At 71.3% G+C, this 22,996-nt stretch carries 20 protein-coding genes and 1 riboswitch; of the genes, 10 read left to right on the top strand and 10 right to left on the bottom strand.

Features of this window, described 5'->3' with window-relative positions:
- Positions 1 to 38: 38 nt before the first annotated feature.
- The 3 genes from NF681_01620 to NF681_01610 form a co-directional block, all read right to left on the bottom strand.
- Positions 39 to 983 carry a hypothetical protein gene (locus NF681_01620; GenBank protein UST52304.1) on the bottom strand — a complete coding sequence of 315 codons (945 nt, stop codon included), beginning with the start codon at positions 981 to 983 and terminating at the stop codon, positions 39 to 41.
- Positions 984 to 1,151: 168 nt separating this feature from the next.
- Complete coding sequence (locus tag NF681_01615) at positions 1,152 to 1,940, bottom strand: H-NS histone family protein (GenBank protein UST52303.1); 789 nt, start codon at positions 1,938 to 1,940, stop codon at positions 1,152 to 1,154.
- Positions 1,941 to 2,130: 190 nt separating this feature from the next.
- Positions 2,131 to 2,649 (bottom strand): MOSC domain-containing protein, encoded by a 519-nt coding sequence (locus tag NF681_01610; GenBank protein UST52302.1) that lies wholly within the window; start codon positions 2,647 to 2,649, stop codon positions 2,131 to 2,133.
- A gap of 971 nt (positions 2,650 to 3,620) precedes the next feature.
- Between NF681_01610 and NF681_01605 the strand changes: the two genes are divergently transcribed.
- A complete protein-coding gene (locus NF681_01605) occupies positions 3,621 to 5,144 on the top strand; it encodes a YdiU family protein (protein ID UST52301.1) in 1,524 nt (507 codons plus the stop codon).
- A gap of 30 nt (positions 5,145 to 5,174) precedes the next feature.
- On the opposite strand, the gene NF681_01600 is transcribed toward NF681_01605, so the two are convergent.
- Genes NF681_01600 through NF681_01585 form a run of 4 tightly spaced genes read right to left on the bottom strand, consistent with a single transcriptional unit; the run spans position 5,175 to position 9,291 of the window.
- Positions 5,175 to 5,711, bottom strand: coding sequence for a cytochrome b/b6 domain-containing protein (locus NF681_01600; protein ID UST52300.1), 537 nt, complete (start codon positions 5,709 to 5,711; stop codon positions 5,175 to 5,177).
- Between the two features lies 1 nt (position 5,712).
- Positions 5,713 to 6,024 carry a PepSY domain-containing protein gene (locus NF681_01595; protein ID UST52299.1) on the bottom strand — a complete coding sequence of 104 codons (312 nt, stop codon included), beginning with the start codon at positions 6,022 to 6,024 and terminating at the stop codon, positions 5,713 to 5,715.
- Between the two features lie 53 nt (positions 6,025 to 6,077).
- Complete coding sequence (locus tag NF681_01590) at positions 6,078 to 6,764, bottom strand: Fe2+-dependent dioxygenase (protein UST52298.1); 687 nt, start codon at positions 6,762 to 6,764, stop codon at positions 6,078 to 6,080.
- A gap of 31 nt (positions 6,765 to 6,795) precedes the next feature.
- Positions 6,796 to 9,291, bottom strand: a complete 2,496-nt coding sequence (locus NF681_01585) for a TonB-dependent receptor (protein ID UST52297.1) — start codon at positions 9,289 to 9,291, stop codon at positions 6,796 to 6,798.
- Positions 9,292 to 9,560: 269 nt separating this feature from the next.
- Between NF681_01585 and NF681_01580 the strand changes: the two genes are divergently transcribed.
- On the top strand, positions 9,561 to 10,451 hold the full coding sequence (locus NF681_01580; GenBank protein ID UST52296.1) for an alpha/beta hydrolase: 891 nt from the start codon (positions 9,561 to 9,563) through the stop codon (positions 10,449 to 10,451).
- Positions 10,452 to 10,460: 9 nt separating this feature from the next.
- On the opposite strand, the gene NF681_01575 is transcribed toward NF681_01580, so the two are convergent.
- On the bottom strand, positions 10,461 to 10,871 hold the full coding sequence (locus NF681_01575; protein UST52295.1) for a DUF779 domain-containing protein: 411 nt from the start codon (positions 10,869 to 10,871) through the stop codon (positions 10,461 to 10,463).
- Positions 10,868 to 12,388, bottom strand: coding sequence for an aldehyde dehydrogenase family protein (locus NF681_01570; GenBank protein UST52294.1), 1,521 nt, complete (start codon positions 12,386 to 12,388; stop codon positions 10,868 to 10,870). Before NF681_01570 ends, NF681_01575 begins: the two co-directional genes overlap by 4 nt.
- Positions 12,389 to 12,674: 286 nt before the next feature.
- Here NF681_01570 and NF681_01565 point away from each other — a divergent pair, with 286 nt between their 5' ends.
- From NF681_01565 to NF681_01540, 6 genes are all read left to right on the top strand, one after another.
- Complete coding sequence (locus NF681_01565; protein ID UST52293.1) at positions 12,675 to 14,705, top strand: sigma-54-dependent Fis family transcriptional regulator; 2,031 nt, start codon at positions 12,675 to 12,677, stop codon at positions 14,703 to 14,705.
- 92 nt (positions 14,706 to 14,797) lie between these two features.
- A complete protein-coding gene (locus NF681_01560) occupies positions 14,798 to 15,088 on the top strand; it encodes a hypothetical protein (GenBank protein UST52292.1) in 291 nt (96 codons plus the stop codon).
- A 78-nt stretch (positions 15,089 to 15,166) separates the two neighbouring features.
- Positions 15,167 to 15,335, top strand: a riboswitch (yybP-ykoY riboswitch).
- A gap of 10 nt (positions 15,336 to 15,345) precedes the next feature.
- A complete protein-coding gene (gene mntP, locus NF681_01555; GenBank protein UST52291.1) occupies positions 15,346 to 15,918 on the top strand; it encodes a manganese efflux pump MntP in 573 nt (190 codons plus the stop codon).
- A gap of 130 nt (positions 15,919 to 16,048) precedes the next feature.
- On the top strand, positions 16,049 to 17,281 hold the full coding sequence (locus NF681_01550; GenBank protein ID UST52290.1) for an HDOD domain-containing protein: 1,233 nt from the start codon (positions 16,049 to 16,051) through the stop codon (positions 17,279 to 17,281).
- A 100-nt stretch (positions 17,282 to 17,381) separates the two neighbouring features.
- A complete protein-coding gene (locus NF681_01545; protein ID UST52289.1) occupies positions 17,382 to 19,070 on the top strand; it encodes a hypothetical protein in 1,689 nt (562 codons plus the stop codon).
- Complete coding sequence (locus NF681_01540) at positions 19,067 to 19,594, top strand: hypothetical protein (GenBank protein ID UST52288.1); 528 nt, start codon at positions 19,067 to 19,069, stop codon at positions 19,592 to 19,594. Before NF681_01545 ends, NF681_01540 begins: the two co-directional genes overlap by 4 nt.
- A gap of 2 nt (positions 19,595 to 19,596) precedes the next feature.
- Here the strand turns inward: NF681_01540 and NF681_01535 are convergent, their stop codons facing one another.
- Positions 19,597 to 20,496 (bottom strand): LysR substrate-binding domain-containing protein, encoded by a 900-nt coding sequence (locus NF681_01535; protein UST52287.1) that lies wholly within the window; start codon positions 20,494 to 20,496, stop codon positions 19,597 to 19,599.
- A 106-nt stretch (positions 20,497 to 20,602) separates the two neighbouring features.
- On the opposite strand from NF681_01535, the gene NF681_01530 reads away from it, so the two are divergent.
- Positions 20,603 to 21,835, top strand: coding sequence for a CoA transferase (locus NF681_01530; protein UST52286.1), 1,233 nt, complete (start codon positions 20,603 to 20,605; stop codon positions 21,833 to 21,835).
- Positions 21,832 to 22,908, top strand: coding sequence for a hydroxymethylglutaryl-CoA lyase (locus tag NF681_01525; GenBank protein UST52285.1), 1,077 nt, complete (start codon positions 21,832 to 21,834; stop codon positions 22,906 to 22,908). The genes NF681_01530 and NF681_01525 overlap by 4 nt, the downstream gene beginning before the upstream one ends.
- Positions 22,909 to 22,996 lie beyond the last annotated feature (88 nt).

The raw sequence follows: 22,996 nt of genomic DNA, 5'->3' as shown, positions 1-22,996 counted from the left end.
GGCGGGCGGCCGGAGGCGGTCCGCGTGGGGGGCCGACGTCAGGCCGTGCGCAGGCGCTGGTAGAGGCGTCCGAGGGCGATGGCGAGCGCGAGCGAGCCACGTCGGCGGGCCAGCCGCAGGGCGGAGAAGGGCGCCAGGGGACCTTCGGCGAAGCGGTAGAACCAGCGGCTGGCGATGCTCGGCGGCTGCCCCCGCAGGGCCCGGCGCAGGTGCCGGCCCTGCCAGGGCTTGTCGGCGCCGATGGCATGCGACAGGTGACGGCCGCCCGGAGCGAAATCCATCGCTTCCGGACCGCAGGCGTTGAGCCGGACGTCGCTCAGCGTCAGTGCGAAGTTGAGCGCGTCCTCGTCGGTCGAATGGAAGAGGTCGTCCGGTCCCCCCGCCTTGCGCTGGCGCCGTGCGGTGCCGACTTCCGCGACGATGCGTTCGCAGATGCGCTGCCAGGCGCGCAGGCATTGCAGGTGCGAGCGTCGCACGCCCACGAAGCCGGAGTTGTAGTAGCGCTCGAGGCTGCGGCGCTGGGTCTCGCCCTGACCCGCGAAATACAGCCGCCACAGGAGGCGCTTGCGGTGGTTGGAGGGGAGCGACCCGTTGATGTCCTCGACCAGCACGACGCCGTCTTCCTCGAACCACGCCTGGATCTCGCGCCAGGCGCATTTCACGATCACGTCCGGGTCGAGGTAGGCGACGGCGTCGCAGGCCGGTTCATGCGTCGACAGGATCGCCTGCATGAAGACCGGCTTGTAGTAATTGAGACTGAACGTCGGGTCCAGTCTGACGGCATTCAACGCGAGTGCCGGCGTGACCTGGAGCCGGCCGACGTGGGGGTCGAAGCCGGGATGATCGACGATCCAGGCGGGCAGGTCGCCGCGATGGCCGACCCAGATCGACCCCTCGTAACCCGAGGCCGCGAGTGAATTGACCAATGCGGCGACGCCGTAGTGGTAGTGACTTTCGAACAAGGTGCAAAGCGCGATTTTCATCCCGCGCCGATGATCGGGCACCCGTTGCCCGGGTGGGCCGCGATCCGGGCGAGATGCATGCACACCGGTGCCGCATCGCGCAACAATTTAACGATCCGGCTTTCTTTCGCGGGCGGCGTCCGGGGTCGCTCCGATCGAGCCGGGACATCGGCCCGGCGGCCGCGTCGCTCAGGTTCCGGCGATGTCGCCGCGACCTTCGACCGAGCCCGATTGCGGCGCCGGCATGGGCGCCGCGACAGGCACCGTCGACGGTGCGGGCGCGGCGTCGGCCGCCGGCGCCACGGCGCCGGACCGGGCCTTCTTCGGCGGGTTGGGCTTCTTCGCCGAGGCCATGAGATTGCCCTTGGCAGGCGCCTTCTTGGCCGGCACCGGATTCGCCGAGTCCGGCACCTTGCTGGCCTGCACGACCTTCTTCGCGGGCGGCCGTGCCGTCGGAGCGGACGGGATCGTGCGGGTGGCCGCGCGGGCCTTCGCGGGCTTGGCCGAGGCCTTGGGAGAGGTCGTCGAAGAAGCGTTGGACTTTCCGCCGCCCTTGCTCGCTGGCGACGCTGGCGCGACGACGGGGGCCTTCGCGGGCGTGGCCTTGGGGGCCTCGGCCGGCGCGTCGGTCCGCGCCGAGATCAGGAAATCGTCGATGGAGCTGCCGCGCTTCTTCAGGCCCTGCTTGAGCCAGGCCGGACGGGGGCCGCGCCCACCCCAGGTGTTGCCCTTACCGTCGCCGTATTTCGCGTCGTTTGACCTTCTCGAGCGCGCGGATGCCGACGACGAAGGGCGCTGTCGACGCGCGGGCGTGGACGCCGAGGCGGGAAAGTGCAGGTCTTCCTCGGTCAATCCATACGTGGCGATCATCTCGTTCAGCTTGGCGATCGTCGACTTGAGTTCCGTCGCCCGAAGCTTGTCGGCGGATGCCTGCAAGGCCTGGATTTCACGCGTGATTTGGGCATAGGTCTTCGTCATGGTCGCCTTGGTGTCATGGATCGGGAGTGCCGAGTCTATGCGCGAGCGTGATGTCGCCAAGGCGTTGCTTCCCGAGTTGAATGCGCACGAGCAAGATGCCGGGCGGCGTCAATGCATTGGCAATCGACGGATCGCGTCATCGGATCACGTGCCATTCCATTGCAGACGCGTCCCGGCAATGCGCGATCGGCTAATTCGCGACCGAGCGGCATTCGACACGGTCGCCGACGCGCAATGCGCCTCCCTGGAGGATGCGGGCCGTGCGGCCGCCGTGTCCGCGCATCGCGTTGTAGCCACCCGGGCCCAGGATGTCCTCCATGCGCGAGCAGGGTTCGCACGGGCCGGTGATCTCCAGGATCACTTCGGGCCCGATCGACAGCGTCAGGGACATATCGCCGAACAGCGAGCGCGTGGCGCCGAGGTTGAGCCCCGAGATCACCAGATTGCGGCGCAGCGACTCCGCCGCGACCGCGGAGACACCCACCAGGGCAGCGACGACGGGCAGGTGCTCGGCCTGCAGCAGCGTGACCTGCCGGCGGCCGCCGCCGATCCGCGCCACGGCGCTTCGGTCGCCCTGGAGTCCGTGCTCGGCGATCGCCAGCACTTCGTCGACCGACACCATGGGCACCCGCCGGGCCGGACGCAGGAGGATGCGTTCGAGGCGTCCTGGCCGGGGAAACTGGCGGGTGAGTTCGCGGAGGTCGGGCATCGGGCCATTGTGATGGCGTGCAACACCGCAAAACTAAATAGGCTAACGGGTTAAGCTTCGGACCCACGGACCCACGGACCCACGGACCCACGGACCCACGGACCCACGGACCCACGGACCCACGGACCCACGGACCCACGGACCCACGGACCCACGGACCCACGGACCCACGGACCCACGGACCCACGGACCCACGGACCCACGGACCCACGGACTTGATCTTTGTTTTTTCGCGGGATTTAGGTTGAGTGCCTCATCGACCTGCTAACCCGTTAGCCTATAAAGGGTGGTTGCAGCCGTAACGAGTGAGGCGGAGAGTGCGCATCGACGCATCGCGTGGTGGATCGACTGCGCAGCCTGTTGTTCGTACGTTTCTACAGTTCGCTCAGGGCCGAGTGCGCACGATGCCCAACCTTGGTCGATCTTCGAGGCCCACACCGTGGCGGCCATCTGCAAGCTTTCCGCACGCGAGAACCGAAGACGGTCGGATGTCGCCCAGTGCAACTCAATGTGCGGCCGTCGTGACCCGCTGTGGTGACGGGAAGTCCCGTCAAGCCTCAGGCGTCGCGACGCGACTTGGCTGATGCGCGCCAGTCGAACCCATAACCGATAAGATTAATACAAGAATAGTTATGTTAACATTCATGGCGGCTGCCTTGCGATGTCACCCGCACGCAATCCGGACAGCTGCCGAACTCCCCACTGCGACGGTTCAAAGCACCCTTTCAGACCCCGTCGTCCGGATGGGCTGCACGATGCATCCTGCGGGCGCCGTGTTCAATTGTTCACGTCGTGAGACAACCATGGCCGATCCGCGTCGGCGGACCGCCAGCGGCAGTCCCGCGTCCGATCGGACGCCGCCGTGCCGCTCGCCCAGCGTGTCCGACGGACACGACGCAGAACAAAAAATCGCGCCGATCGGTCGGCATCGGCTCACACGGACGAAGCCGGGGCGTGGCTAACCTGAACGCATGTCAAACGCAGACCGACCCCTCTTCCAATTCGACAACACCTTCGCGCGCGACCTGCCGGGCCTCTACCGGCCGTGGAAGCCCGCCCCGGTGCCACGACCCCGGATGGTCTTCTTCAATCGCGCGCTCGCCGAGGCGCTGGGCCTGGACCCGGATGCGCTCGATGGCGAGGCCGGCGCCGCGATCTTCGGAGGCAATGCCGTCCCCGAGGGCGCCGAGCCGATCGCCCAGGCGTACGCCGGCCACCAGTTCGGCGGCTTCTCGCCGCAGCTCGGGGACGGGCGGGCCCTGCTGTTGGGCGAGGTGCTCGACCCGGAGGGTCGGCGGCACGACATCGCCCTGAAGGGTTCCGGGCGCACCCCGTTCTCCCGGGGCGGTGACGGCAAGGCCTCGCTCGCGGCGATGCTGCGGGAAGTGCTCGTGGGCGAAGCCATGCACGCCCTGGGCATTCCCACCACACGCGCCCTGGCCGTGGTCGAGACCGGCGAGCCGGTCTACCGGGAAACCGTGCTGCGCGGCGCGGTGCTGACGCGGGTCGCGTCGAGCCACCTGCGCGTGGGCACCTTCGAATTCCAGGTCCGCCGCGAACTCGAAGGGTTGCGCCGGCTCGCCGATCACGCCATCGCCCGTCACGACCCGGAACTGGCGCAACAGCCGGCGCCGGCGCGCTACCTCGAACTGCTGCGCCACGTCACGCAGCGCCAGGCGGCGCTGGTCGCGCGCTGGATGAACGTCGGTTTCATCCACGGCGTCATGAACACCGACAACATGACCCTGTCCGGCGAGACCATCGACTACGGGCCGTGCGCTTTCATGGAGGCCTACGACCCGGAAGCGGTATTCAGTTCGATCGACCGGAATGGCCGTTACGCCTACGGCAACCAGCCGGCCATCGCGCAATGGAACCTGACGCGACTGGCCGAGGCCTTGCTGCCGCTGATGCTCGAGGGCACCGATGCGGCGGACGCCGACCGGGTGGTGGCCGACGCCACGGCGGTGATCGAGTCCTTCGCCGATTACTACCCGACCCACTTCCTGGAAGGCCAGCGCGCCAAGCTGGGCCTCGAAGCCAGCACCGACCCGGCCGACGCGGCCCTGGCCGAGGATTGGCTGGCGCTGATGCATGCCGACGGTGTCGATTTCACGCTCGGCTGGCGTCACCTCGGCGATGCCGCGACGGGCGACGACGGGCCGCTGGAGCGCCTGTTCGCCGATGGTCCCGCGCTGAAGGCCTGGCTGACGCGCTGGCGCGAGCGCTGCACCGAAGCGGACCGGGCCGGGGGCGCCTCGACGCCCGACGAGCGGAGCGTGCGCATGGGACGGGTCAACCCGTGGATCATCGCCCGCAACCACCGCGTGGAGGAGGCGCTCTCGGCGGCTTCCGCGCAGGACGATTTCGGACCGTTCGAACGGATGCTCGACGCCGTGCGCCACCCCTGGGACGCCACGCCGCAGAACGTGGACTACGCCCAACCGGCGGCCAAGGAAGTCACCGCCTGCTACCGGACCTACTGCGGCACGTGAGCGGGCGGCGCATGGGCGCACGCCGCCTGCTCATTCGTCGCGCTTGCGTCCGGTGAACATCGCGGCGACCAGGTTTTCCCGATGACGCAGGCTGGAGAAGATCACGCCGCCCACGTGCAGGACGATCAGGCCGACCAGGCTCCAGGCGAGCGCACGGTGGGTCCATTCCAGCCAGGCCATGCCCCAGAAGGCGTCCAGCGTGTAGAGCCATCCCGTGACGCTCGCACCGGCCACGGTCGCGAGCAGCGCGACGATCATCCAGCCGCCCAGGGGGTTGTGACCCAGGTGGCGGGCCTCCGTGCCGCGCACCACCGTCACCGTGTACGCCCACACCGCGCGCGGCGCGCCGACGAAGGACGCGAAGCGCGCGTGCGGGGTGCCGGTGAAGCCCCAGGCGGTGCGCAGCATCGCGACGAGCAGCGCCGCGTGGCCGGCCCATTCATGGCGCCTGAGTTCCTCCTCGCCGCTGAACCAGGCGACGGCGATCGCCGTCGCGAGGCTCCAGTGCATCCACCGCACCGCCCGGTCCCAGACGCGCACGGTCGCGCGTGGCGGCCGGGAAGGCATTTCAGTCACCCTGCCTGACCCGGCCGACGGGCTCGAAGCTCCTGGGATGGAAGAAGGCCTCGGTGCGTTCGCCCCTGGCGTCGAACCCGTAGACCTCGTAGCAGCCGTTGAAGGTCTTGACCTGGCGCACCTTCCATCCCTCACCGACCAGCTTGCGCTGGAGTTCCATCTGCGGTCGCATTTCGTCCTTGGCGACCGGCTCGCAGCGCACCTTGTCGTGCTCGACCCACGGCGGCGGCGCGGCCTGCGCGGCGGCATCGACAGAGCAGGCCAGGGAGGCCACGAGGGCCAGGAAGATCGGTGTCTTGGTCATGATTGGGGATCAGCAGGAGGGATGATGGCGGCGCCGCGCCGTCGGTCCGACGCTCAGACGTCGAGCCACGCGCGCAGCAGGTTGTGATAGGTGCTCGTCAGGCCGATGCAGGCCGGATCGGTTTCGCCCAGGCGGGTGCGCAGGTCGCGCAGGTGATGGTCCATGTCGAACAGCAGGCGCCGCTGCTCGTCGCTGCGCACCATGCTCTGGATCCAGAAATAGCTCGCCACGCGCTGGCCGCGCGTGACCGGCAGCACCCGGTGCACGCTGGTGCCCGGGTAGAGCACCATGTCGCCGGCCGCCAGCTTGACGCGCTTCTCGCCGAAGGTGTCCTCGATGACCAGTTCGCCGCCGTCGTAGGACTCGGGCGCGGACAGGAACACGGTGCACGAGATGTCGGTGCGCACCCTGCCCGAGCCGTCGCGCAGGAAGCGCACGGCGCTGTCGACGTGGTTGCCGAAACTGTTGGCGCTGCCGCCATAGCGGTTGAACAGCGGCGGCGAGATCTGCTTGGGCAGCGCCGCCGAGAAGAACAGCGCGTGGCGCTCCAGCCCGGCGAGCAGCAGGCGCTGCGCGGCACGCGTCGCGTCGCAGTCCTCGCGCAGCTGCTCGTTGCGCTTGGCGCGCGCCGACTGCTCGCCCGCCGTCAGGCGACCGTCCTCCCACGGCGCGTCGTCCAGGATCTGCCGCGCCTGGCGGACTTCGTCGGCCTGCAGCAGGCCCTGGATGTGCACGAGCATGGGGAACGCGTCTCCTGGTGTCGTCGGGGCGTCAGAACCGCGCGCCCACCGTGAACAGGAAGGTGCGCGGCACGCCGGTGATGGCGAAGCCCGGGTAGAGCTGGTCGCCGTAGAGCTTGTTGGTCACGTTCGTCACGTTGACCTGCGCATACAGGTCGCGCGTGAACTTGTACTCGGCCATCAGGTCGCTGACCACGTAGCCCGGCGTGCTGTTGGCCAGGCTGGCGGCGCCGCTCGTGCCCTGCAGCGGCCGGTTTTCCGAAGCGCCGCGCAGGCCACCGGCCAGGCGCAGCTTGGGCGTGGCCTGGTAGCTCAGCCACATCGCGCCGGTCTGGCGCGGCGTGAGGCCCACGCGCGAGCCGACCGTGCCGGGCGTGGGCGTGCTGCCGGCCGCGTCGATGGTGGCCTTGGGGATGAACGAGTAGGACGCGTAGATCTCCCACTGTGGCGAGAGCCTGCCGACCACGTCGAGCTCCAGGCCCTGCGAATGGCGCTTGCCCGACAGCAGGAAAGAGTTGTTGGCGAAGTCGGCGTCGCTGGTGCGCTCGTTGGTCTTCTCGGTGCGGAAGATCGCGGCGCGCGTGGACAGCTTGCCGTCGAGCCAGTCGAGCTTGGCGCCGATCTCGACGTTGCGGCTCTTCTCCGGCGGCGTGTTGGCGGTCTGCGGCGACACGTACTGGTAGGTGTCGGCCGAGGCGTTGAACGAGGTGCTGTAGGAGACGTGGTAGGACTGCGTCGCCGACGGCTGGAACAGCACGCCGGTGCGGTAGCTCCAGGCGCCCTGCGACAGGTTGGTGCTGGCGATGTTGGGCACCGGGGTGCCGGGGCGGTAGAGCTGGTTGCCGCCGACGCAGCCGTTCACCGGCGTGCCGATGTTGGTGCCGGCGGCGACATTGCCGGCGGCCACGCGGGTCACGCACGACGGATTGACATAGCCGTACTGGTCGAAGTCGCCGTTGAGCCGGTCGTAGCGCACGCCGCCGAGCACCTTCCAGTACGGCGCCACCTGCACCAGGTCCTGGAAATAGGCGCCGAAGGACTTGGCCGAGTAGCCGCTGGACTGCCGGTAGAGCGGCTCGATGCCGGTGCCCACGAGACCGGCGCCGTCGTTGGGGTTGCCCACGAGGGTGTTGGGCCGCGTGCCCAGGCCGCGCCCGAGGATGGCGTTGTTGGTGAAGGCGTCGTTCTGGTAGCGGTCGGCCGATTCCCTGGAGGCGTCGATGCCCGCGAGCAGCTGGTGCTTGGTGCTGCCCCAGTCGAGCTGCTTGCTGTAGTCGCTCTGCAGGTAGGTGCCCTGGTAGCGGTCCTTGCGCGGCGTCAGGCCGGCGCGCGTGAGGACCGTGGCGTCGCCGAAGTTGGCGGTCGTCGTGGGCTGGCCCAGCGTGGTGCCGGCGCCGACGGCGGTCGACCACTGGTTGCGGTCGAAGGTGCCGCTGCGGATCTGGGTGCGCAGCTCGCTGCCGTCGTTGAAGATGTGGTTCCACGAGCCGTTGACGTAGCTCGCCCGGCCCGTCAGACGGTCCGCCGTGGTGCCGTAGAAGTCACCGGGCCGGATCGGCGCCAGCGTGCCCAGGCCGCCCTGGATCGGCGCACCGGCGGCCGTGTAGCCGGTCACGCCCCGCGCGCCCGAGGCCACCCAGCGCACCGCCGACTGCGGCACGTTGTCGACGTTCAGGTGGTAGAGACCGACGTTGAACTCGTCGCGCGAGCCGATGCCCCAGCTGTACGAGGGCGCGATGCCGTACTTGTCGACCTTGGCGCCGCCGTTGTCGGCCTTGTTCCACATGGCGTTCAGGCGGAACGCGGCGTCTTCGCCCAGACGCTTGTTGAAATCGGCCGTGCCGCGGTAATAGCCGCGCGAGCCCACCGTGCCGACCAGGTCGGTCTGGTCGGCCAGCACCGGCTTCTTGGTGACCTGGTTGATCACGCCGCCGGTGGAGCCCCGGCCGAAGATCATCGACGCGGAACCCCGCAGCACCTCGATGCGGTCGAGGTTGAAGGTGTCGCGCTCGTACTGCGAGGGGTCGCGCATGCCGTCGATCAGCAGGTCGCCGGTGCTCGCGACCGGGAAGCCGCGCAGGCGGATGTCCTGGTCGGTGCCGTTCTCGGTCGCCGCGAAGGTGATGCCGGCCGAGTAGTGCAGCGCGTCCTTGAGCGTGTCGAGCTTGACGTCGTCGATCAGCTTCTCGGTGATGACGTTGATGGACTGCGGGATGTCGCGGATGTCCTGCGTGCCCTTGCCGATGCTGGTGCGTGTGGTCTGGACCTGGTCCTTGCCCTGCACCTCCGCCTGGTCGGTGACCGTGACGGTGTCGAGCGTGCGGTTCGCCCCCGCGTCGGCCGGTGCCGACTGCGCCCAGCTGCCGACCGAGGCCGCCAGCATCAGCGCCCCGAACGGCAGCGCCGCGCCCTCGCGCAGGCCGCCGCCGGGCGTGGCCCGGGGGGCGGACGCCGCGATGGCGCCCGAGGTCGGGGAGGATGCGGGACGGCGCGCCGCGGCACGGCGGCGAACGATTCTTTGGGCCAAGGTCTAACTCCAGATTGCGGGTCGGAAAGCAGAATCGGCTGGCTGATGCTGCTGGACGCGCCCTGGCTTGCCGGAGAGAAGCGGCCAGTGTAAGTCAATGTTGATGACAATCAATCGCATTCAGCGCCCGTGCGGACGCGTGTCCGTCCGACGTTGCATCGCCGCAACACATGGGTGCGCGCCGGCCGCGACGGCCCCCGTCGCGATGCGCGATCACCCCGACACGCGGGTCCGGCGACGCGGCGCGGCGACGTTGGCACAATCCCGACGTGCCCTACTTCCAGACCTACGACCCCCAGGACGAAGCGCGCGCGCACGCCGAACTTCGTCGCCTCGACACCCTCTCGACCCACCACGACGTCGCGTGGCGCGACGTCCACGTGCGCTGGCGACGCTTCGACCCGATCACACCGGCGGCCACGCCACGGCCGCCGCTCGTGCTGCTGCACGGTGGTCACGGCAGCTGGATGCACTGGGCGCGGAACATCGAGGCGCTCTCGGCCGGGCGCGTCCTGTGGCTTCCCGACCTGCCGGGCTACAGCGATTCGGCCGCACCCGACGCGCCGGCCCCCGGGCAACCGCCGCTCGAACCCCTGCTGGAGGCGCTCGCCGGCAGCTTCGCCGCGCTGGTCGAACCGACGGTGCCGATCGACCTGGGCGGCTTCTCCTTCGGCGGCTTCGTCGCCTCGCAGTTCGCCCTGCGCCGTGGGGCGATCCGGCGGCTGGCGCTGATCGGCAGCGGCGGCCACGGCACCCTGAGGCGTCTGGCCGTGGAGATGGTGAACTGGCGCGGCGCCGACGACCGCGACGCCGAACGCGCCGCGCTGCTGCACAACCTCGCCGCGCTGATGCTGCACGAGCGCGCGGCGATCGATCCGCTCGCCTTCGCCATCCACGACCTCTCCTGCCATGCCACGCGCTTTCGCAGCAAGGAGGTCTCGCTCGCCGGCGGGCTCCAGGCCGCGCTGGCTGCGCTGGACGTGCCGCAACTCCTGCTGTGGGGCGAGTTCGACGTCACGGCGGACCCCCGGCCACTGGTGGCGAGCCTCGTCGCGGGCCACCCCCGGCGCGAAGGCGCGGTGATCGACGGCGCCGGGCACTGGGCGCAGTTCGAACGCGCGGCGGCGGTGAACGATCGCCTGCTGCGCTTCCTGGACTGAGCCGAGCCGTCAGCCAGCCTCCGCGTCGTGCGGGGCGTCCTCCAGCGCCTGCAGGCGCACCGACTCCTCGTCCGTGAACAGCCGGGAGCGCGTGAGGAAACGCAGGCCCTCCGGCCCCTCGAGCGAGAACATCCCGCCGCGCCCGGGCACCACGTCGATGATGAGCTGCGTATGCCGCCAGTACGCGAACTGCGGCCCGCTGATGTAGAACGGCGCGCCGTCGATCTCCCCGAGCAGCCGGTCGTGATCGCCGAGCAAGAACTCGCCCTGCGGAAAGCACATCGGCGCGCTGCCGTCGCAGCAGCCGCCGGACTGGTGGAACATCACCGGCCCGTGCTTGGCGCGCACGGTGCGGATGAGGTCCACCGCCGCCGGCGTGCAGATCACCCGGCGCAGGTCGACCGCGCCGCCGTCGGTCAAAAGAACCCCATGGGCGATTCGTCGTAGCTCACCAGCAGGTTCTTGGTCTGCTGGTAGTGGTCGAGCATCATCTTGTGGTTCTCGCGTCCGATGCCGGAGGACTTGTAGCCGCCGAAGGCCGCGTGCGCCGGGTAGTGGTGGTAGCAGTTGGTCCACACGCGCCCGGCCTGGATGCCGCGCCCCATGCGGAAGGCGCGGTTGGCGTCGCGGCTCCAGACGCCCGCGCCCAGGCCGTAGAGCGTGTCGTTGGCGATCTCCAGGGCCTCCTCCTCCGTCTTGAAGGTCGTGACCGACACGACCGGGCCGAAGATCTCCTCCTGGAAGATGCGCATCTTGTTGTGGCCGGCGAAGATGGTCGGCTTGACGTAGTAGCCGTCCTTGAGTTCGCCCTCCAGCAGGTTGCGCGCGCCACCGGTCAGCACCTCGGCGCCCTCCTGCCGGCCGATGTCGAGGTACGACAGGATCTTCTCCAGCTGCTCGCTGGAGGCCTGCGCGCCGATCATGGTGCCCATGTCGAGCGGGCTGCCCTGCTTGATCGCCTCGACGCGCTTGACCGCCTTCTCCATGAAGCGCTCGTAGATCGACTCCTGCACGAGCGCCCGGCTGGGGCAGGTGCAGACCTCGCCCTGGTTGAGCGCGAACATCGCGAAGCCCTCCAGCGCCTTGTCCAGGAAGCTGTCGTCGCGCGCCATCACGTCCTCGAAGAAGACGTTGGGCGACTTGCCGCCGAGCTCCAGCGTCACCGGGATGATGTTCTGGCTGGCGTACTGCATGATCAGCCGCCCCGTCGTCGTCTCGCCCGTGAAGGCGATCTTGGCGATGCGGTTGCTCGACGCCAGCGGCTTGCCGCACTCCAGTCCGAAGCCGTTCACCACGTTGATCACGCCCGGCGGCAGCAGGTCGCCGATGAGTTCCATCAGCACCAGGATCGACGCCGGCGTCTGCTCGGCGGGCTTGAGCACCACGCAGTTGCCGGCGGCCAGGGCCGGCGCCAGCTTCCACACCGCCATCAGGATCGGAAAGTTCCACGGGATGATCTGGCCGACGACGCCCAGCGGCTCGTGGAAGTGATAGGCATAGGTCTTGGCGTCGATCTCGCTGATGCCGCCCTCCTGGGAACGGATGCACGAGGCGAAGTAGCGGAAGTGGTCGACCGCGAGCGGCAGGTCGGCCAGCGTCGTCTCCCGGATCGGCTTGCCGTTGTCCCAGGTCTCGGCCATGGCCAGCATCGCCAGGTTCTGCTCCATGCGGTCGGCGATCTTCAGCAACGCGTTGGCGCGCTCGGTCGGAGAGGTCCGGCCCCAGGCGGCCTTCGCCGCGTGCGCGGCGTCGAGCGCGCGCTCGACGTCGGCCGCGCCGGAGCGGGCGATCTCGCAGAACACCTTCCCGGTCACCGGCGTGACGTTCTCGAAGTACTGGCCACCCGCCGGGGCCACCCACTGGCCGCCGATGAAGTTGTCGTAGCGCTTGCGAAAGGGCACCTCAGTGCCGAATTTGCCGGGTTCCAGCATGTCCATGGTCGTGTCTCCTGGGAGGGGGTGGATGCGTCGGGGTCCGAACGTGGTCGCTCGGTGCGACGCGGGAAGCCACGCAACCCGCGTACCGGTTTCGCTAGGGACTATCCCTAGGCACTCGCTCGTCCGTCGTGCGGGGGCCCTCGGCCGTCCGGGGACGGCCGGGCCACGGGGCGCGACACCCGCGTGTCACCGGCGGCAACCCGCCTTGCCCGATGTCGCGAAGTGCGACACAGTGCGCTCGGACCGTCGCACACCGCGACGGCATGCGACACGCAGGAGACAGGCGATGACGGATGCGGCGGGCATGGGGCGGCGGACCGATCGGGCCCGCGAACTCTTCTTCAACCAGGGCCGCACCCCCAAGGACGACGTCGCCTCCCACATCGCGCGTTCGTGGGCGCGCTCGCGCGGCGCCGGGGTCGGAAGCATGGTGGCGATGCCCCTGGACGCGGCCGAGCTGCGCGTGCGCCGCGAAGCCGCCCGCCTGCTGCTCGACAGCGCCCAGCCCGAGCTCGACGCCCTGGCCGAACACGCCATCGGCCAGGGCTGCGTGGTGATCGTCACCGACGCGACCGGCGTCATCCTCGACGAGGTCGGCAGCCCCGACTTCCTGCCCAAGGCCGAGCGCGCCGCGCTGCTGCCGGGCGTGGAATGGTCGGAGCGCCGCTGCGGCACCAACGCCATCGGCACGGTGCTGGTGGAGCGGCGGCCGCTGGCCGTGCTGGGCGGGGAGCATTTCCTGTCGAGCCACGGCGCGCTGGGCTGCGCGGCGGCGCCGATCTTCGCCGGACGCCGCGACCTCGCCGGCGTGCTGGACATCTCCGGCGACGCCATCCGCATCGACGGCCACACGCTGGGCCTGGTGCGCATGGCGTCGCAGCAGATCGAGCATCGGATGATGCTGGCCCGCGCCGCCGCGGGCGATGGCGAGCTGCTGCGTTTTCACGCCAGGCCGGCCGTCCTGGGCAGCCCGCGCGAGGGGCTGATCGAGGTCGTCGATGGCCGGATCGTCGCGGTGAACCGCATCGCGCTGGCCCTGCTGGAACGGCCGATCGAGGACCTCCTGGACCAGCCGCTGGCGCGCTGGTTCGGCCACGCCGCACGCCGGGGCGACGCCTCCGGAGGCGGCGATGGCGCCGACTTCGGCCTCGCCCTGCCCGACGGGCGCGCGCTGGTCGCGCGCCGGCAGCGCGGCGACGGGCGCCGGGTGGCGAGCGCCGGGTCACACCGACGCGCGGCGCTCCGGCCGCCGGCCCGGGACGACCCGGGCACCGTCCTCGACGCCGACGCCGTGGCCGACCCCGTGGCCGAGGACCCGCGCGTCGCGCGCGCGCTGGCGCAGGCCGTCAAGGTGCTCGACGCCGGCGTCGCCGTGCTGGTGACCGGCGAGACCGGCGTGGGCAAGGAGGTCTTCGCCCGCCGGCTGCACGCGGCCAGCCGGCACCGCGACGGCCCGCTGGTGATCGTCAACTGCGCGGCCCTGCCCGAGAGCCTGATCGAGTCCGAGCTGTTCGGCTACGACGAGGGCGCGTTCACCGGCGCCCGCCGGCAGGGGTCCGTCGGCCGCATCCGTGAGGCGAGCGGCGGCACCCTGATGCTCGACGAGATCGGCGACATGCCGCCGGTCCTGCAGACCCGGTTGCTGCGGGTGCTGGAGGACCGGACGGTCCAGCCCCTGGGCGGCGGCCGCGCGGTGCGGGTCGACTTCCAGCTCGTCTGCGCCACGCACCGCGACCTGGCCGCGCTCGTGGAGGCCGGACGGTTCCGCGCCGACCTGCGCTACCGGGTCGACGGTCACGAGGTGCGCCTGCCCAGCCTGCGCGAGCGCAGCGACCGGGGCGCGCTGGTGCGGCGGCTGTTCGCCGAGGCCGGCGGGCGCGACCGGCGCCTCGCGCTCGGCGCGGACGCCCTCGAGGCGCTCGAGGCGCATCCGTGGCCCGGCAACCTGCGCGAACTCGCGAGCGTGGTGCGGGTCCTGGCGGCGCTGGCCGACCCGGACCGCACGCTGGGCCGGGACGCGCTGCCTCCTCGGTTCCAGGCCGGGAGCCCGTCAGCGCCCGTGGCCGCGTCCACGATCGAGCCCATCCGCGTGCCGTCCGGCCATCCGCCCGACGGCACGGCGCCCCCGGACCGCGTCCCGCCCGCCCCGCTGCCGCTGGCCGACGCGGCGCGGCGCCAGATCGACCAGGCGCTCCAGGCGACGGCGGGCAACGTCGCCCGGGCCGCCGCGCGCCTGGGCGTCCATCGCAGCACCGTGTACCGCCACCTCGGTCGCGTGGGCGGCGGCGCCGGCGCGCGCGATGGTGTCGTTTATTAGTACTTTGTGGGGTGCATAGGATTCATCCCACATGCCTTGGGTACGAAAGTTGTGGATGATCCATCCATCGATGCTTGGTCAAGAGGTTTCCGATGTTCTTCAATCTGTTCGGCGCTCACCCGAGCGCCCATCTCAAGCGTGCCGTCCTGATGCTCAATGAAGCCCAGATGGCGAGGCTCGAGCACGAGGCGGCGGCGGAGCACCACGGTGCGCTGGCGCGCATGTACGCGGAGCGGGTGCAGCGCCTGGAAGCGGAGGTGTACCGGCCGCAGCGCATGGAAGGCGAGGACAAGGTCGCCGAGCCCGCCGTCGCGGCCGAAAAGCAGGTCCCGCTTTACTCCCTGGACGGCAATCGCCGGGCGTCGCTGCCGTCGGCCGCGTGACATTGCGGCGTCCAGTACAGCGAAAGGCTGCTGGCGGACGGCCGACGACGACCGGGAGCGGCTAGACTCCCGGCTCCCTTGGGGAGTAGCCAGCCTTCATCGACATGAAGGCGCCCGTGTCAACATGCTCGGCATTTCACATGCCGTGGCGCGGGCAGCCGTTGAACGGTCGGCGAGACCATCGGCATGCCACCGCGACGCAGGTCGGGCAGCGGGGCGTGCCCTTGCGCTCGCCCGGCCGCAGACGTTCCCGCTTCATGAATCTCGCCTCCACCGTCGTGCTCGCCCTGGCGATGTCCACCGACGCTTTCGCCGCCGCCGTCATCAAGGGCACGGCCCTGCGGAAACCCCGCTGGTCCGAAGCCCTGCGAACCGGCGGCATCTTCGGCGTCATCGAAGGCATCACGCCCCTCATCGGCTGGGGACTGGGCTACGCGGCGGCCGGCTATGTCAAGTCCTGGGACCACTGGATCGCGTTCGGGCTCCTGACCCTGCTGGGGCTGCGCATGGTGCTCGCCGCCCTCAACGCCGATCCTGAGGAGGTCGACGAGAAACCGGCGCGCCACGGCTTCTGGCTGCTGGCCATCACCGGCTTCGCCACCAGCATCGACGCGATGGCCGTCGGGGTCGGGCTGGCCTTCCTCGATGTGAACATCGTCCCGGTCGCGCTGGCGATCGGCTTCACGACCTTCGTGATGGTCACCATCGGCGTGATGGTCGGGCGCGTGCTGGGCAACATCGCCGGGCGCTGGGCCGAGGGGATCGGCGGCGTGCTGCTGATCGGCATCGGAAGCGCCATCCTCTACGAGCACCTCCACGGCTTGGCCTAAAGTTCTACCCGGAACGGCCGAAGCTACAGGCAGGGCCGGAAGCGCCCCGGCGCGCCTTCCGAGCGGCGCCGGGATCCGGCCCGTCGCCCGCGCCACCCTGGCGCCCCTCTCCTTCCGGGTCCGCATCGCCATGGCGCACACGCCGCAAACAACTTCCGCTCCGCCTTCCATCCCCGCCGGCACCGCCCTGCGCCGCGTCATGGTCGATGCGCAGGGCCGGGTGGCGGCGTACCGGGTCTCGACCGCCGGCCCGCGCGGCAGCGCGACATCGATCGCGGCGTTCACGCAGCAGGACGAGGCCGGCGACGGCGTGCCGAACCTCACGCGGCCCACGTTCCTGCGCTGCACGTGCGCCGAGCTGGCGGCCTGCGACCTCGCGGGGCTCGATGCGGCGACCACGGTCTTCGACGTGCGCGAGAGCGCGGGCATGGCATCCGCGAGCCTGCTGCAGGAACGCGCGGTGCTGGAGTCGGCGCACGGGCGGGGCTTCCGGCTGGCGTTCGACGCCAAGCTGCTGCAGACCACCCACGCCGCGTTCATGCCGCTCACCTCGTTCGTGATCCTGGACATGGCGGCGCTGGAGGTCGGTCGGGCCGCCACGGTCGCCCGGGCGCTGCAGCGCCGCCAGCAGGCCGAGACGGTCGCCGTCCAGGTCCGCACGCCCGCGGTCTTCGACGCCCTGGCCGATGCCGGCGTCACCCTCTACGAGGGCCTGTGGTTCGCCGAGCCGGCCCGTCGCACCGCCACGGCCCCGCTCGGCCATGCCGGCCTGCTCGAACTGATGAACATGGTCGCGCAGGACGCCGACGTCGCGCGGATCGAGGCCCTGCTCCAGCGCCAGCCCACCACGAGCTTCGAACTCCTGCGCCACCTCAACGCGGCCGGCTTCGGCCGCCGCAGCGAGGTGACGTCGTTCCGGCAGGCCGTCATGACCATCGGCATGGCCGGGCTGCTGCGCTGGACCGCCCTGCTGCTGGCGCGCACCCGCGCCGGCGCGGTGGCCCCGGCGGCCAGCACCCTGGCCGTGGTGCGGGGCCGGATGATGGAGCTGCTGGTGCGCGACGGCCCGGCCTCGGGCGAAGCCGACCTCGCCTTCATCGCCGGCATGTTCTCGATGCTCGACGTCCTGCTGCAGGTGCCGCTCGAGCAGGCGCTCGGGCTGCTGTGCCTGCCGACCGTGGTGACCGACACCGTGCTGCACGATCGCGGCCCGCTCGGGCGCTACCTGCAGATCGCCCGGGCCTGCGAGAAGAACGACATGGCCACGCTGTCGATCCTGGCCGAGCGTTTCGGCATCCCGGTGGCCCACGCCGTGCGCACGCACGGCCAGGCCCTGGCCTGGGCCGAGCGCCTGGAACACTGACGGCGGCGGCGCCGCGCGTGGCAGCGCCGCCACGCGCGCGGGGTGGGTCGATGGCGATGTGACCCATATTTCAGCGTATTGCGAAGACAATCGGCGACACATGAACGCATTCAGCAACGACCTCGACCTTTCCGACGCGGGCCGGACCCGCGGACGCCGGCGCACCGGGCGCTCCTTCGGCCTCCCGCCCGGCCGGGTCTGGGCGGGTGCCCTGGCCTCGCTGGTGCTGGGCGCCTGCGGCGGCGGCGGCGGCGGCGGCGATGCCGCGCCCACCGGGGCGGCGGTCGCTCCGGCGGCCACGACCGCCCCCTCAGCGACCCAGTCGCTCGGCGGTGTCGCCACCTACGACCACGTGCCCACCAACCAGGGCGGCGCGCTCGACTACGCCGCCGTGACGCCACGGCCGATCCGTGGCGCGACCGTGGACATCGTCGGCGCCAACGACGCCGTGCTGGCCACCACCCGCACCGACGCGAACGGCGCGTACGGCGTGGTCGTCCCGCGTGGCACGTCGGTGCGGGTGCGCGTCAAGGCGGAGCTGAGCCAGCCGACGGGTGGCACCACCTTCAACGTGTCGGTGCGCGACAACACCCAGGGCGGCGCCCTCTACGCCATCGAGACGCCGGCCTTCGAGGTCGACGCGGGCACGGCGGTGCGCAACGTCACGGCGCCTTCGGGCTGGACCGGCACCGCGTACGGCGCGCCGCGCGCCGCCGCGCCGTTCGCGATCCTGGACACCATCTACACCACGCAGGCGAAGGTCCAGGCGGTGGCGGGCCCGACGGTGTTCCCGCCGCTGCGGGTGTTCTGGAGCGTCAGCAACCGCGCCGCCGCCGGCGATGTCGCCGTGGGCGACATCAGCAGCACCGCCTTCGTCGGCAGCGCATCGGGCGGCGTCGGCGCCACCATCTACGTGGTGGGCCGGGAGAACGTCGACACCGACGAGTACGACGCCTCGGTCATCGCCCACGAATGGGGCCATTACTACCAGTCCGCCTTCAGCCGCGACGACTCGCCGGGCGGCCCCCATGCCCTGAACAACCTGCTCGATCGCCGCGTCGCGTTTTCCGAAGGCTGGGGCAACGCCTGGTCGGGCATCGCGCTCGAGCGCGCGGACTACACCGACTCGTACGGTCCCGCCCAGGCACGTGGCGTGCAGATCGTGCTGGGCAACGGCGCCGCGGCCGGTGCCGGCTGGTACCGCGAGGATTCGATCCAGTCGATCTTCTGGCACCTCAATCGCCAGGTCGGTTTCAAGCCCATCCACGATGCCTTCACCGGTCCGTTCCGGCGCGGCGCGGCGGTGACGTCCATCCACGCGTTCGCCGCGGCCTTCGGCGCCGCCGCGCCCGCGAGCGCGCCGGTGCTCGCCGGGCTGCTGGGCGGCCAGGCCATCGCCACCTCGACCAGCGATCCCTTCGGCACCTCCGAGGCCAACAACGGCGGCGTCGCCATGGCGCTGCCGCTCTACCGCTCGGTGGCGCCGGGCGCGACGACACGGGTCTGCGTCGACTACCAGGCGGGGACGACCAACCGGCTGGGCAACTACGCCTACCTGCGCTTCACCGCGCCCACCGCGCGGGCCTACACCATCGCCGTCAGCGGCGGCGCGGGCACCGATCCGGAACTGGCGGTCTGGGGCAACGGCGCGGGCCTGGTGGCCCAGGCCCGCGCCGTCGGCACCAGCGAAACCCTCACCGCCACCCTGCCGGCCGGCGATGCCGTCATCGCCGTGCACGACTACAACAACACGACGGCCTCGCCATGCTTCAACGTCTCCATCCAATGAAACGCCCGCTCGCCGGCCTCGTGACCGCCCTGCTCGTGGCCGGACTGGCCGTCCCGCTGGTGGCCTGCGCCGATGCCACCGGCCAGCGCCCCGGCGCGGGCGTCAAGCCCCCGGCGCGGTTCGAGACCGCGCCGCGCAAGGCCAACGGCTCCGGCATCGAGGTCCGCTACCGGGTGCAGCCCGCGACGGCCGCCGGCCAGACCGTGCGCGTCACGCTGGTCCTGGACGAGGTGACCGATCCCACCGGCGCGTCGGTGCGCCTGGCCGCCGACGGTGGCCTGGTGCTGCTGCAGGACGGCGCGCCCCGCGCGCTGCCGGCCGGCCGGGCGACCACGCTGGAGGTGGACGTGACGCTGCAGGGCACGACCGCGGGTTACCTGAGCGTGTTCACGACGCAGCACGGCATGGGCAGCGCGACGTCGATCCGCGTGCCGGTCGGCACCGCCGGCGATGCACCCGCTCTCAATCCCAACCTGAAGACCGCGCCCGGGGGCGAGCGGCTGATCGTCGTGCCGGTCCGCTGAGTTCAGGCCGCAGGCGCCGCGCCCCCGCACAGGTGATCGACCAGGCTGCGGGCGGCGGGCGACAGTGCGTCGAGCGCGCGCACGCACACCACCAGCTGGCGTCGCGCCCACGGCTCGTCGAGCGTCACGGCACGGACATTCAGCGCTGAAAGATAGAGCCGCGCGCTCAGGCGCGGCAGCACGCCCACGCCCATGCCGGCGGCGACCATGAGCGACATCGCGTCGTAGCCCCCGACCTGGATGCGCAGGCGCAGCGGCAGGCCCAGCTCGGCGGCGGCGCGGTGCAGCCGGTCGTTGACGGCGCTGCCCGGGTGGGCGCCCACGAAATCGTGCGCCAGCGCGTCGCGCAGCCGCACCCTGCGCCGGGCCGCCAGCGGATGACCGCGCGGCACGATCAGCACCAGTTCGTCCTCGCGGTAGGGCAGCACCGTCAGCGCTTCGCCGTGGGCGCCGGCGTTCAGGATGCCGATGTCGGCGCGGCTGTCGGCGACCGCGCGCGCGATCGCGCTGCTGATGCGCTCCTGCAGGTGCACCTGCACCCGGGGCGCAGCGTCCATGAAGCGGCGCAGATCGTCCGGCAGGAACTGCGTGATGGCCGAGATGTTGGCGAACACGCGCACGTGGCCGCGCACGCCGCCGGCGTGGCCGGCCATCTGCTCGGCGATGTCGTCCAGCCCGTGGAGCACCCCGCGCGCCAGCCCCAGCAGCGTGTGCGCCGCCGCGGTCGCGCGCGTGCCCTTGTTGCTGCGCTGGAACAGCGCGGTGCCCAGCGCGCCCTCCAGCTCGCTGAGGCGGTGGCTGACCGCCGCCGGCGCGAGGTGCTCGCGCCGGGCGGCCGCGGCGATGGTGCCCTCCTCCATGACGGCGACGAAGAGGCGCAATGAAACGGGATCGAGTCGCATGGCGGGCCATTACACACCCGCCACGGCCGCGCCATCGCCGTTCGCGATGGCAGCGTCGCCAATGGCCGCTTTGCGCGCGCCGCCCGGGTGCCGATGATCGCGTCCCATGACCGATCCAACCCCTTCATCCTCTCCGGCCACGCCCGGCGCGACCGGCGCGCTCGCCGGCCTGCGCGTGGTCGAGATGGGCCAGCTCATCGCCGGCCCGTTCTGCGGCAAGACCCTGGGCGAATTCGGCGCCGACGTCGTCAAGATCGAGGCACCCGGCGGCGGCGACCCCCTGCGCAACTGGCGCCTCCTGCAGGATGGCACGGCCGTGTGGTGGCAGGTGCAGTCGCGCAACAAGCGCTCGGTCGCGCTCGACCTGCGCTCGGCCGAGGGCCAGGACGTCGCCCGCGCCCTGATCGCGGAGGCCGACGTGCTGATCGAGAACTTCCGCCCCGGCACGCTCGAAGGCTGGGGCATGGGCTGGGAGGACCTGCGCGCCCTCAACCCCGGCCTGGTGATGCTGCGCATCTCCGGCTACGGCCAGACCGGCCCGTACCGCGACCTGCCCGGCTTCGGCGCCATCGGCGAGGCGATGGGCGGCCTGCGCCACCTCACCGGCGAGCCCGGGCGCGTCCCGGTGCGCGTGGGCGTGTCCATCGGCGACACGCTCGCGGCCCTGCACGGCACCATCGGCGTGCTGCTCGCGCTCTACCACCGCAAGGCGCACGGCGGGCCGGGCCAGGTGATCGACGTCGCGCTGCACGAGGCGGTGTTCAACGTCATGGAGAGCCTGCTGCCCGAGTACAGCGCCTTCGGCGCCGTCCGCGAAGCCGCCGGCAGCGCCCTGCCGGGCATCGCACCTTCCAATGCCTACAAGTGCGCCGACGGCTATGTGCTGGTCGCCGGCAACGGCGACAGCATCTTCCGCCGACTGATGCAGGTGGTCGGCCGCGCGGACCTGGCCACCGCTCCGGACCTGCAGGACAACGCCGGGCGCGTGGCGCGCGTGGACGAACTCGACGCCGCCATCGGCGCCTGGACGCTGCCGCTTCCCATCGCCGAGGTGCTGACGCGGCTGGGCGAGGCGCGCGTGCCGGCCGGCAAGGTCTACACCGCGCGCGACATCCACGAGGACCCGCACTACCGCGCCCGCGACATGATCCTGCGCCAGACCACGCGCGACGGCCACGAGATCGACGTGCCGGGCATCGTGCCCAAGCTGTCGCTCACCCCCGGCGGCGTGCGCTCGGCCGCGCCACGCCTCGGCGAAGACACCGACGCCGTGCTGCGCGAGGCCGGCCTGACCCCCGAACAGATCACCCTGCTGCGTTCCAGAGGAGCCATCGCATGAACACGCCCACGCCCACCCCCGTCCCCACCCCGACGGCCAACCCGGCCACCGGACGCTCCGCCGTGCACGCCGCCGACGCGCCCGACGTGTGGCGCGGCGCGCGACGGCGCCTCTACCTCCAGGAGGTCGGCCCGCGCGACGGGCTGCAGATGGAGGCCGCCTTCGTGCCGACGGCCGAGAAGATCGCGCTGGTGAACGCCCTCTCGGCCGCCGGGCTGGCCAAGATCGAGGCCACGGCCTTCGTCTCGCCGCAGGCGATCCCCGCGCTGCGCGACGCCGAGGTGGTGCTGCGCGAGATCGAGCGCGTGCCGGGCGTGGTCTACACCTGCCTGGTGCCCAACCGGCGCGGCGCCGAGCGCGCCATCGAGGCGCGCGCCGACGAGCTCAACCTGGTCATGTCGGCCAGCGAGACGCACAACCTGGCCAACCTGCGCATGACGCGCGCCCAGTCGTTCGCCGCGCTGTCGGGCGTCCTCGCGATGGCCCGCGAGGCCCGGGTGCCGGTCAACGTGTCGCTGTCGTGCGTCTTCGGCTGCCCGATGGAGGGCGACGTCGAGCCGTCGGTGGTGCTGGACTGGGCGCGCCGCTTCGTGGAGGCCGGGGCGCGCGGCATCACGCTGTGCGACACCACCGGCATGGCCTACCCGACGCAGGTCGCGGCGCTGACGCGCGAATTCCGCGCCCGGCTGCCTGGCACCGAACTCACGCTGCACTTCCACAACACGCGCGGCATGGGCCTGGCCAACGTGCTGGCCGCCATCGACGCCGGCGCCGACCGCTTCGACGCCTCGCTCGGCGGCCTGGGCGGCTGCCCCTACGCGCCGGGCGCGAGCGGCAACGTCTGCACCGAGGAGATCGTGCACGCGCTCGAACTGATGGACTACGACACCGGCTGCGACCTGTCGCTGCTGTTGGCGGCGGCGCACCGGCTGCCCGCGCTCATCGGCCACGAGATCCCGAGCCAGATCGCCAAGGCCGGGCGCCGGCTCGACCTGCACGTGCCGCCGCCGGACTTCGCGACCTGGCGCGACCGTGCGCTGGCGCGTGACGCGGGCACGCCGGCCGAGACCTGAGCCACGGCTCGGCCGCGCGGGCGGCCGAGGCCCTGGCCACATCCCGGCCGTGCGGCCGGACGATCGATCCAACGAGACAACCCGAGAA

It is taken from the genome of Comamonadaceae bacterium OTU4NAUVB1 (assembly GCA_024372625.1).
Lineage (GTDB): Bacteria > Pseudomonadota > Gammaproteobacteria > Burkholderiales > Burkholderiaceae_C > Variovorax.
The sequence above is the reverse complement of the archived record's forward strand: the minus strand, read 5'-3'. Positions and strand labels throughout refer to the sequence as shown.

What these genes read in the sequence shown, in the direction of transcription:
- NF681_01530 (UST52286.1), top strand. Translation starts at nt 20,603, where the DNA reads ATGACCGATCCAACCCCTTCATCCTCTCCGGCCACGCCCGGCGCGACC.
- NF681_01540 (UST52288.1), top strand. Translation starts at nt 19,067, where the DNA reads ATGAAACGCCCGCTCGCCGGCCTCGTGACCGCCCTGCTCGTGGCCGGA.
- NF681_01610 (UST52302.1), bottom strand. Translation starts at nt 2,649, where the DNA reads ATGCCCGACCTCCGCGAACTCACCCGCCAGTTTCCCCGGCCAGGACGC.
- NF681_01595 (UST52299.1), bottom strand. Translation starts at nt 6,024, where the DNA reads ATGACCAAGACACCGATCTTCCTGGCCCTCGTGGCCTCCCTGGCCTGC.
- NF681_01570 (UST52294.1), bottom strand. Translation starts at nt 12,388, where the DNA reads ATGGACATGCTGGAACCCGGCAAATTCGGCACTGAGGTGCCCTTTCGC.
- NF681_01605 (UST52301.1), top strand. Translation starts at nt 3,621, where the DNA reads ATGTCAAACGCAGACCGACCCCTCTTCCAATTCGACAACACCTTCGCG.
- NF681_01545 (UST52289.1), top strand. Translation starts at nt 17,382, where the DNA reads ATGAACGCATTCAGCAACGACCTCGACCTTTCCGACGCGGGCCGGACC.
- mntP (UST52291.1), top strand. Translation starts at nt 15,346, where the DNA reads ATGAATCTCGCCTCCACCGTCGTGCTCGCCCTGGCGATGTCCACCGAC.
- NF681_01590 (UST52298.1), bottom strand. Translation starts at nt 6,764, where the DNA reads ATGCTCGTGCACATCCAGGGCCTGCTGCAGGCCGACGAAGTCCGCCAG.
- NF681_01560 (UST52292.1), top strand. Translation starts at nt 14,798, where the DNA reads ATGTTCTTCAATCTGTTCGGCGCTCACCCGAGCGCCCATCTCAAGCGT.
- NF681_01535 (UST52287.1), bottom strand. Translation starts at nt 20,496, where the DNA reads ATGCGACTCGATCCCGTTTCATTGCGCCTCTTCGTCGCCGTCATGGAG.
- NF681_01525 (UST52285.1), top strand. Translation starts at nt 21,832, where the DNA reads ATGAACACGCCCACGCCCACCCCCGTCCCCACCCCGACGGCCAACCCG.
- NF681_01600 (UST52300.1), bottom strand. Translation starts at nt 5,711, where the DNA reads ATGCCTTCCCGGCCGCCACGCGCGACCGTGCGCGTCTGGGACCGGGCG.
- NF681_01550 (UST52290.1), top strand. Translation starts at nt 16,049, where the DNA reads ATGGCGCACACGCCGCAAACAACTTCCGCTCCGCCTTCCATCCCCGCC.
- NF681_01565 (UST52293.1), top strand. Translation starts at nt 12,675, where the DNA reads ATGACGGATGCGGCGGGCATGGGGCGGCGGACCGATCGGGCCCGCGAA.
- NF681_01620 (UST52304.1), bottom strand. Translation starts at nt 983, where the DNA reads ATGAAAATCGCGCTTTGCACCTTGTTCGAAAGTCACTACCACTACGGC.
- NF681_01615 (UST52303.1), bottom strand. Translation starts at nt 1,940, where the DNA reads ATGACGAAGACCTATGCCCAAATCACGCGTGAAATCCAGGCCTTGCAG.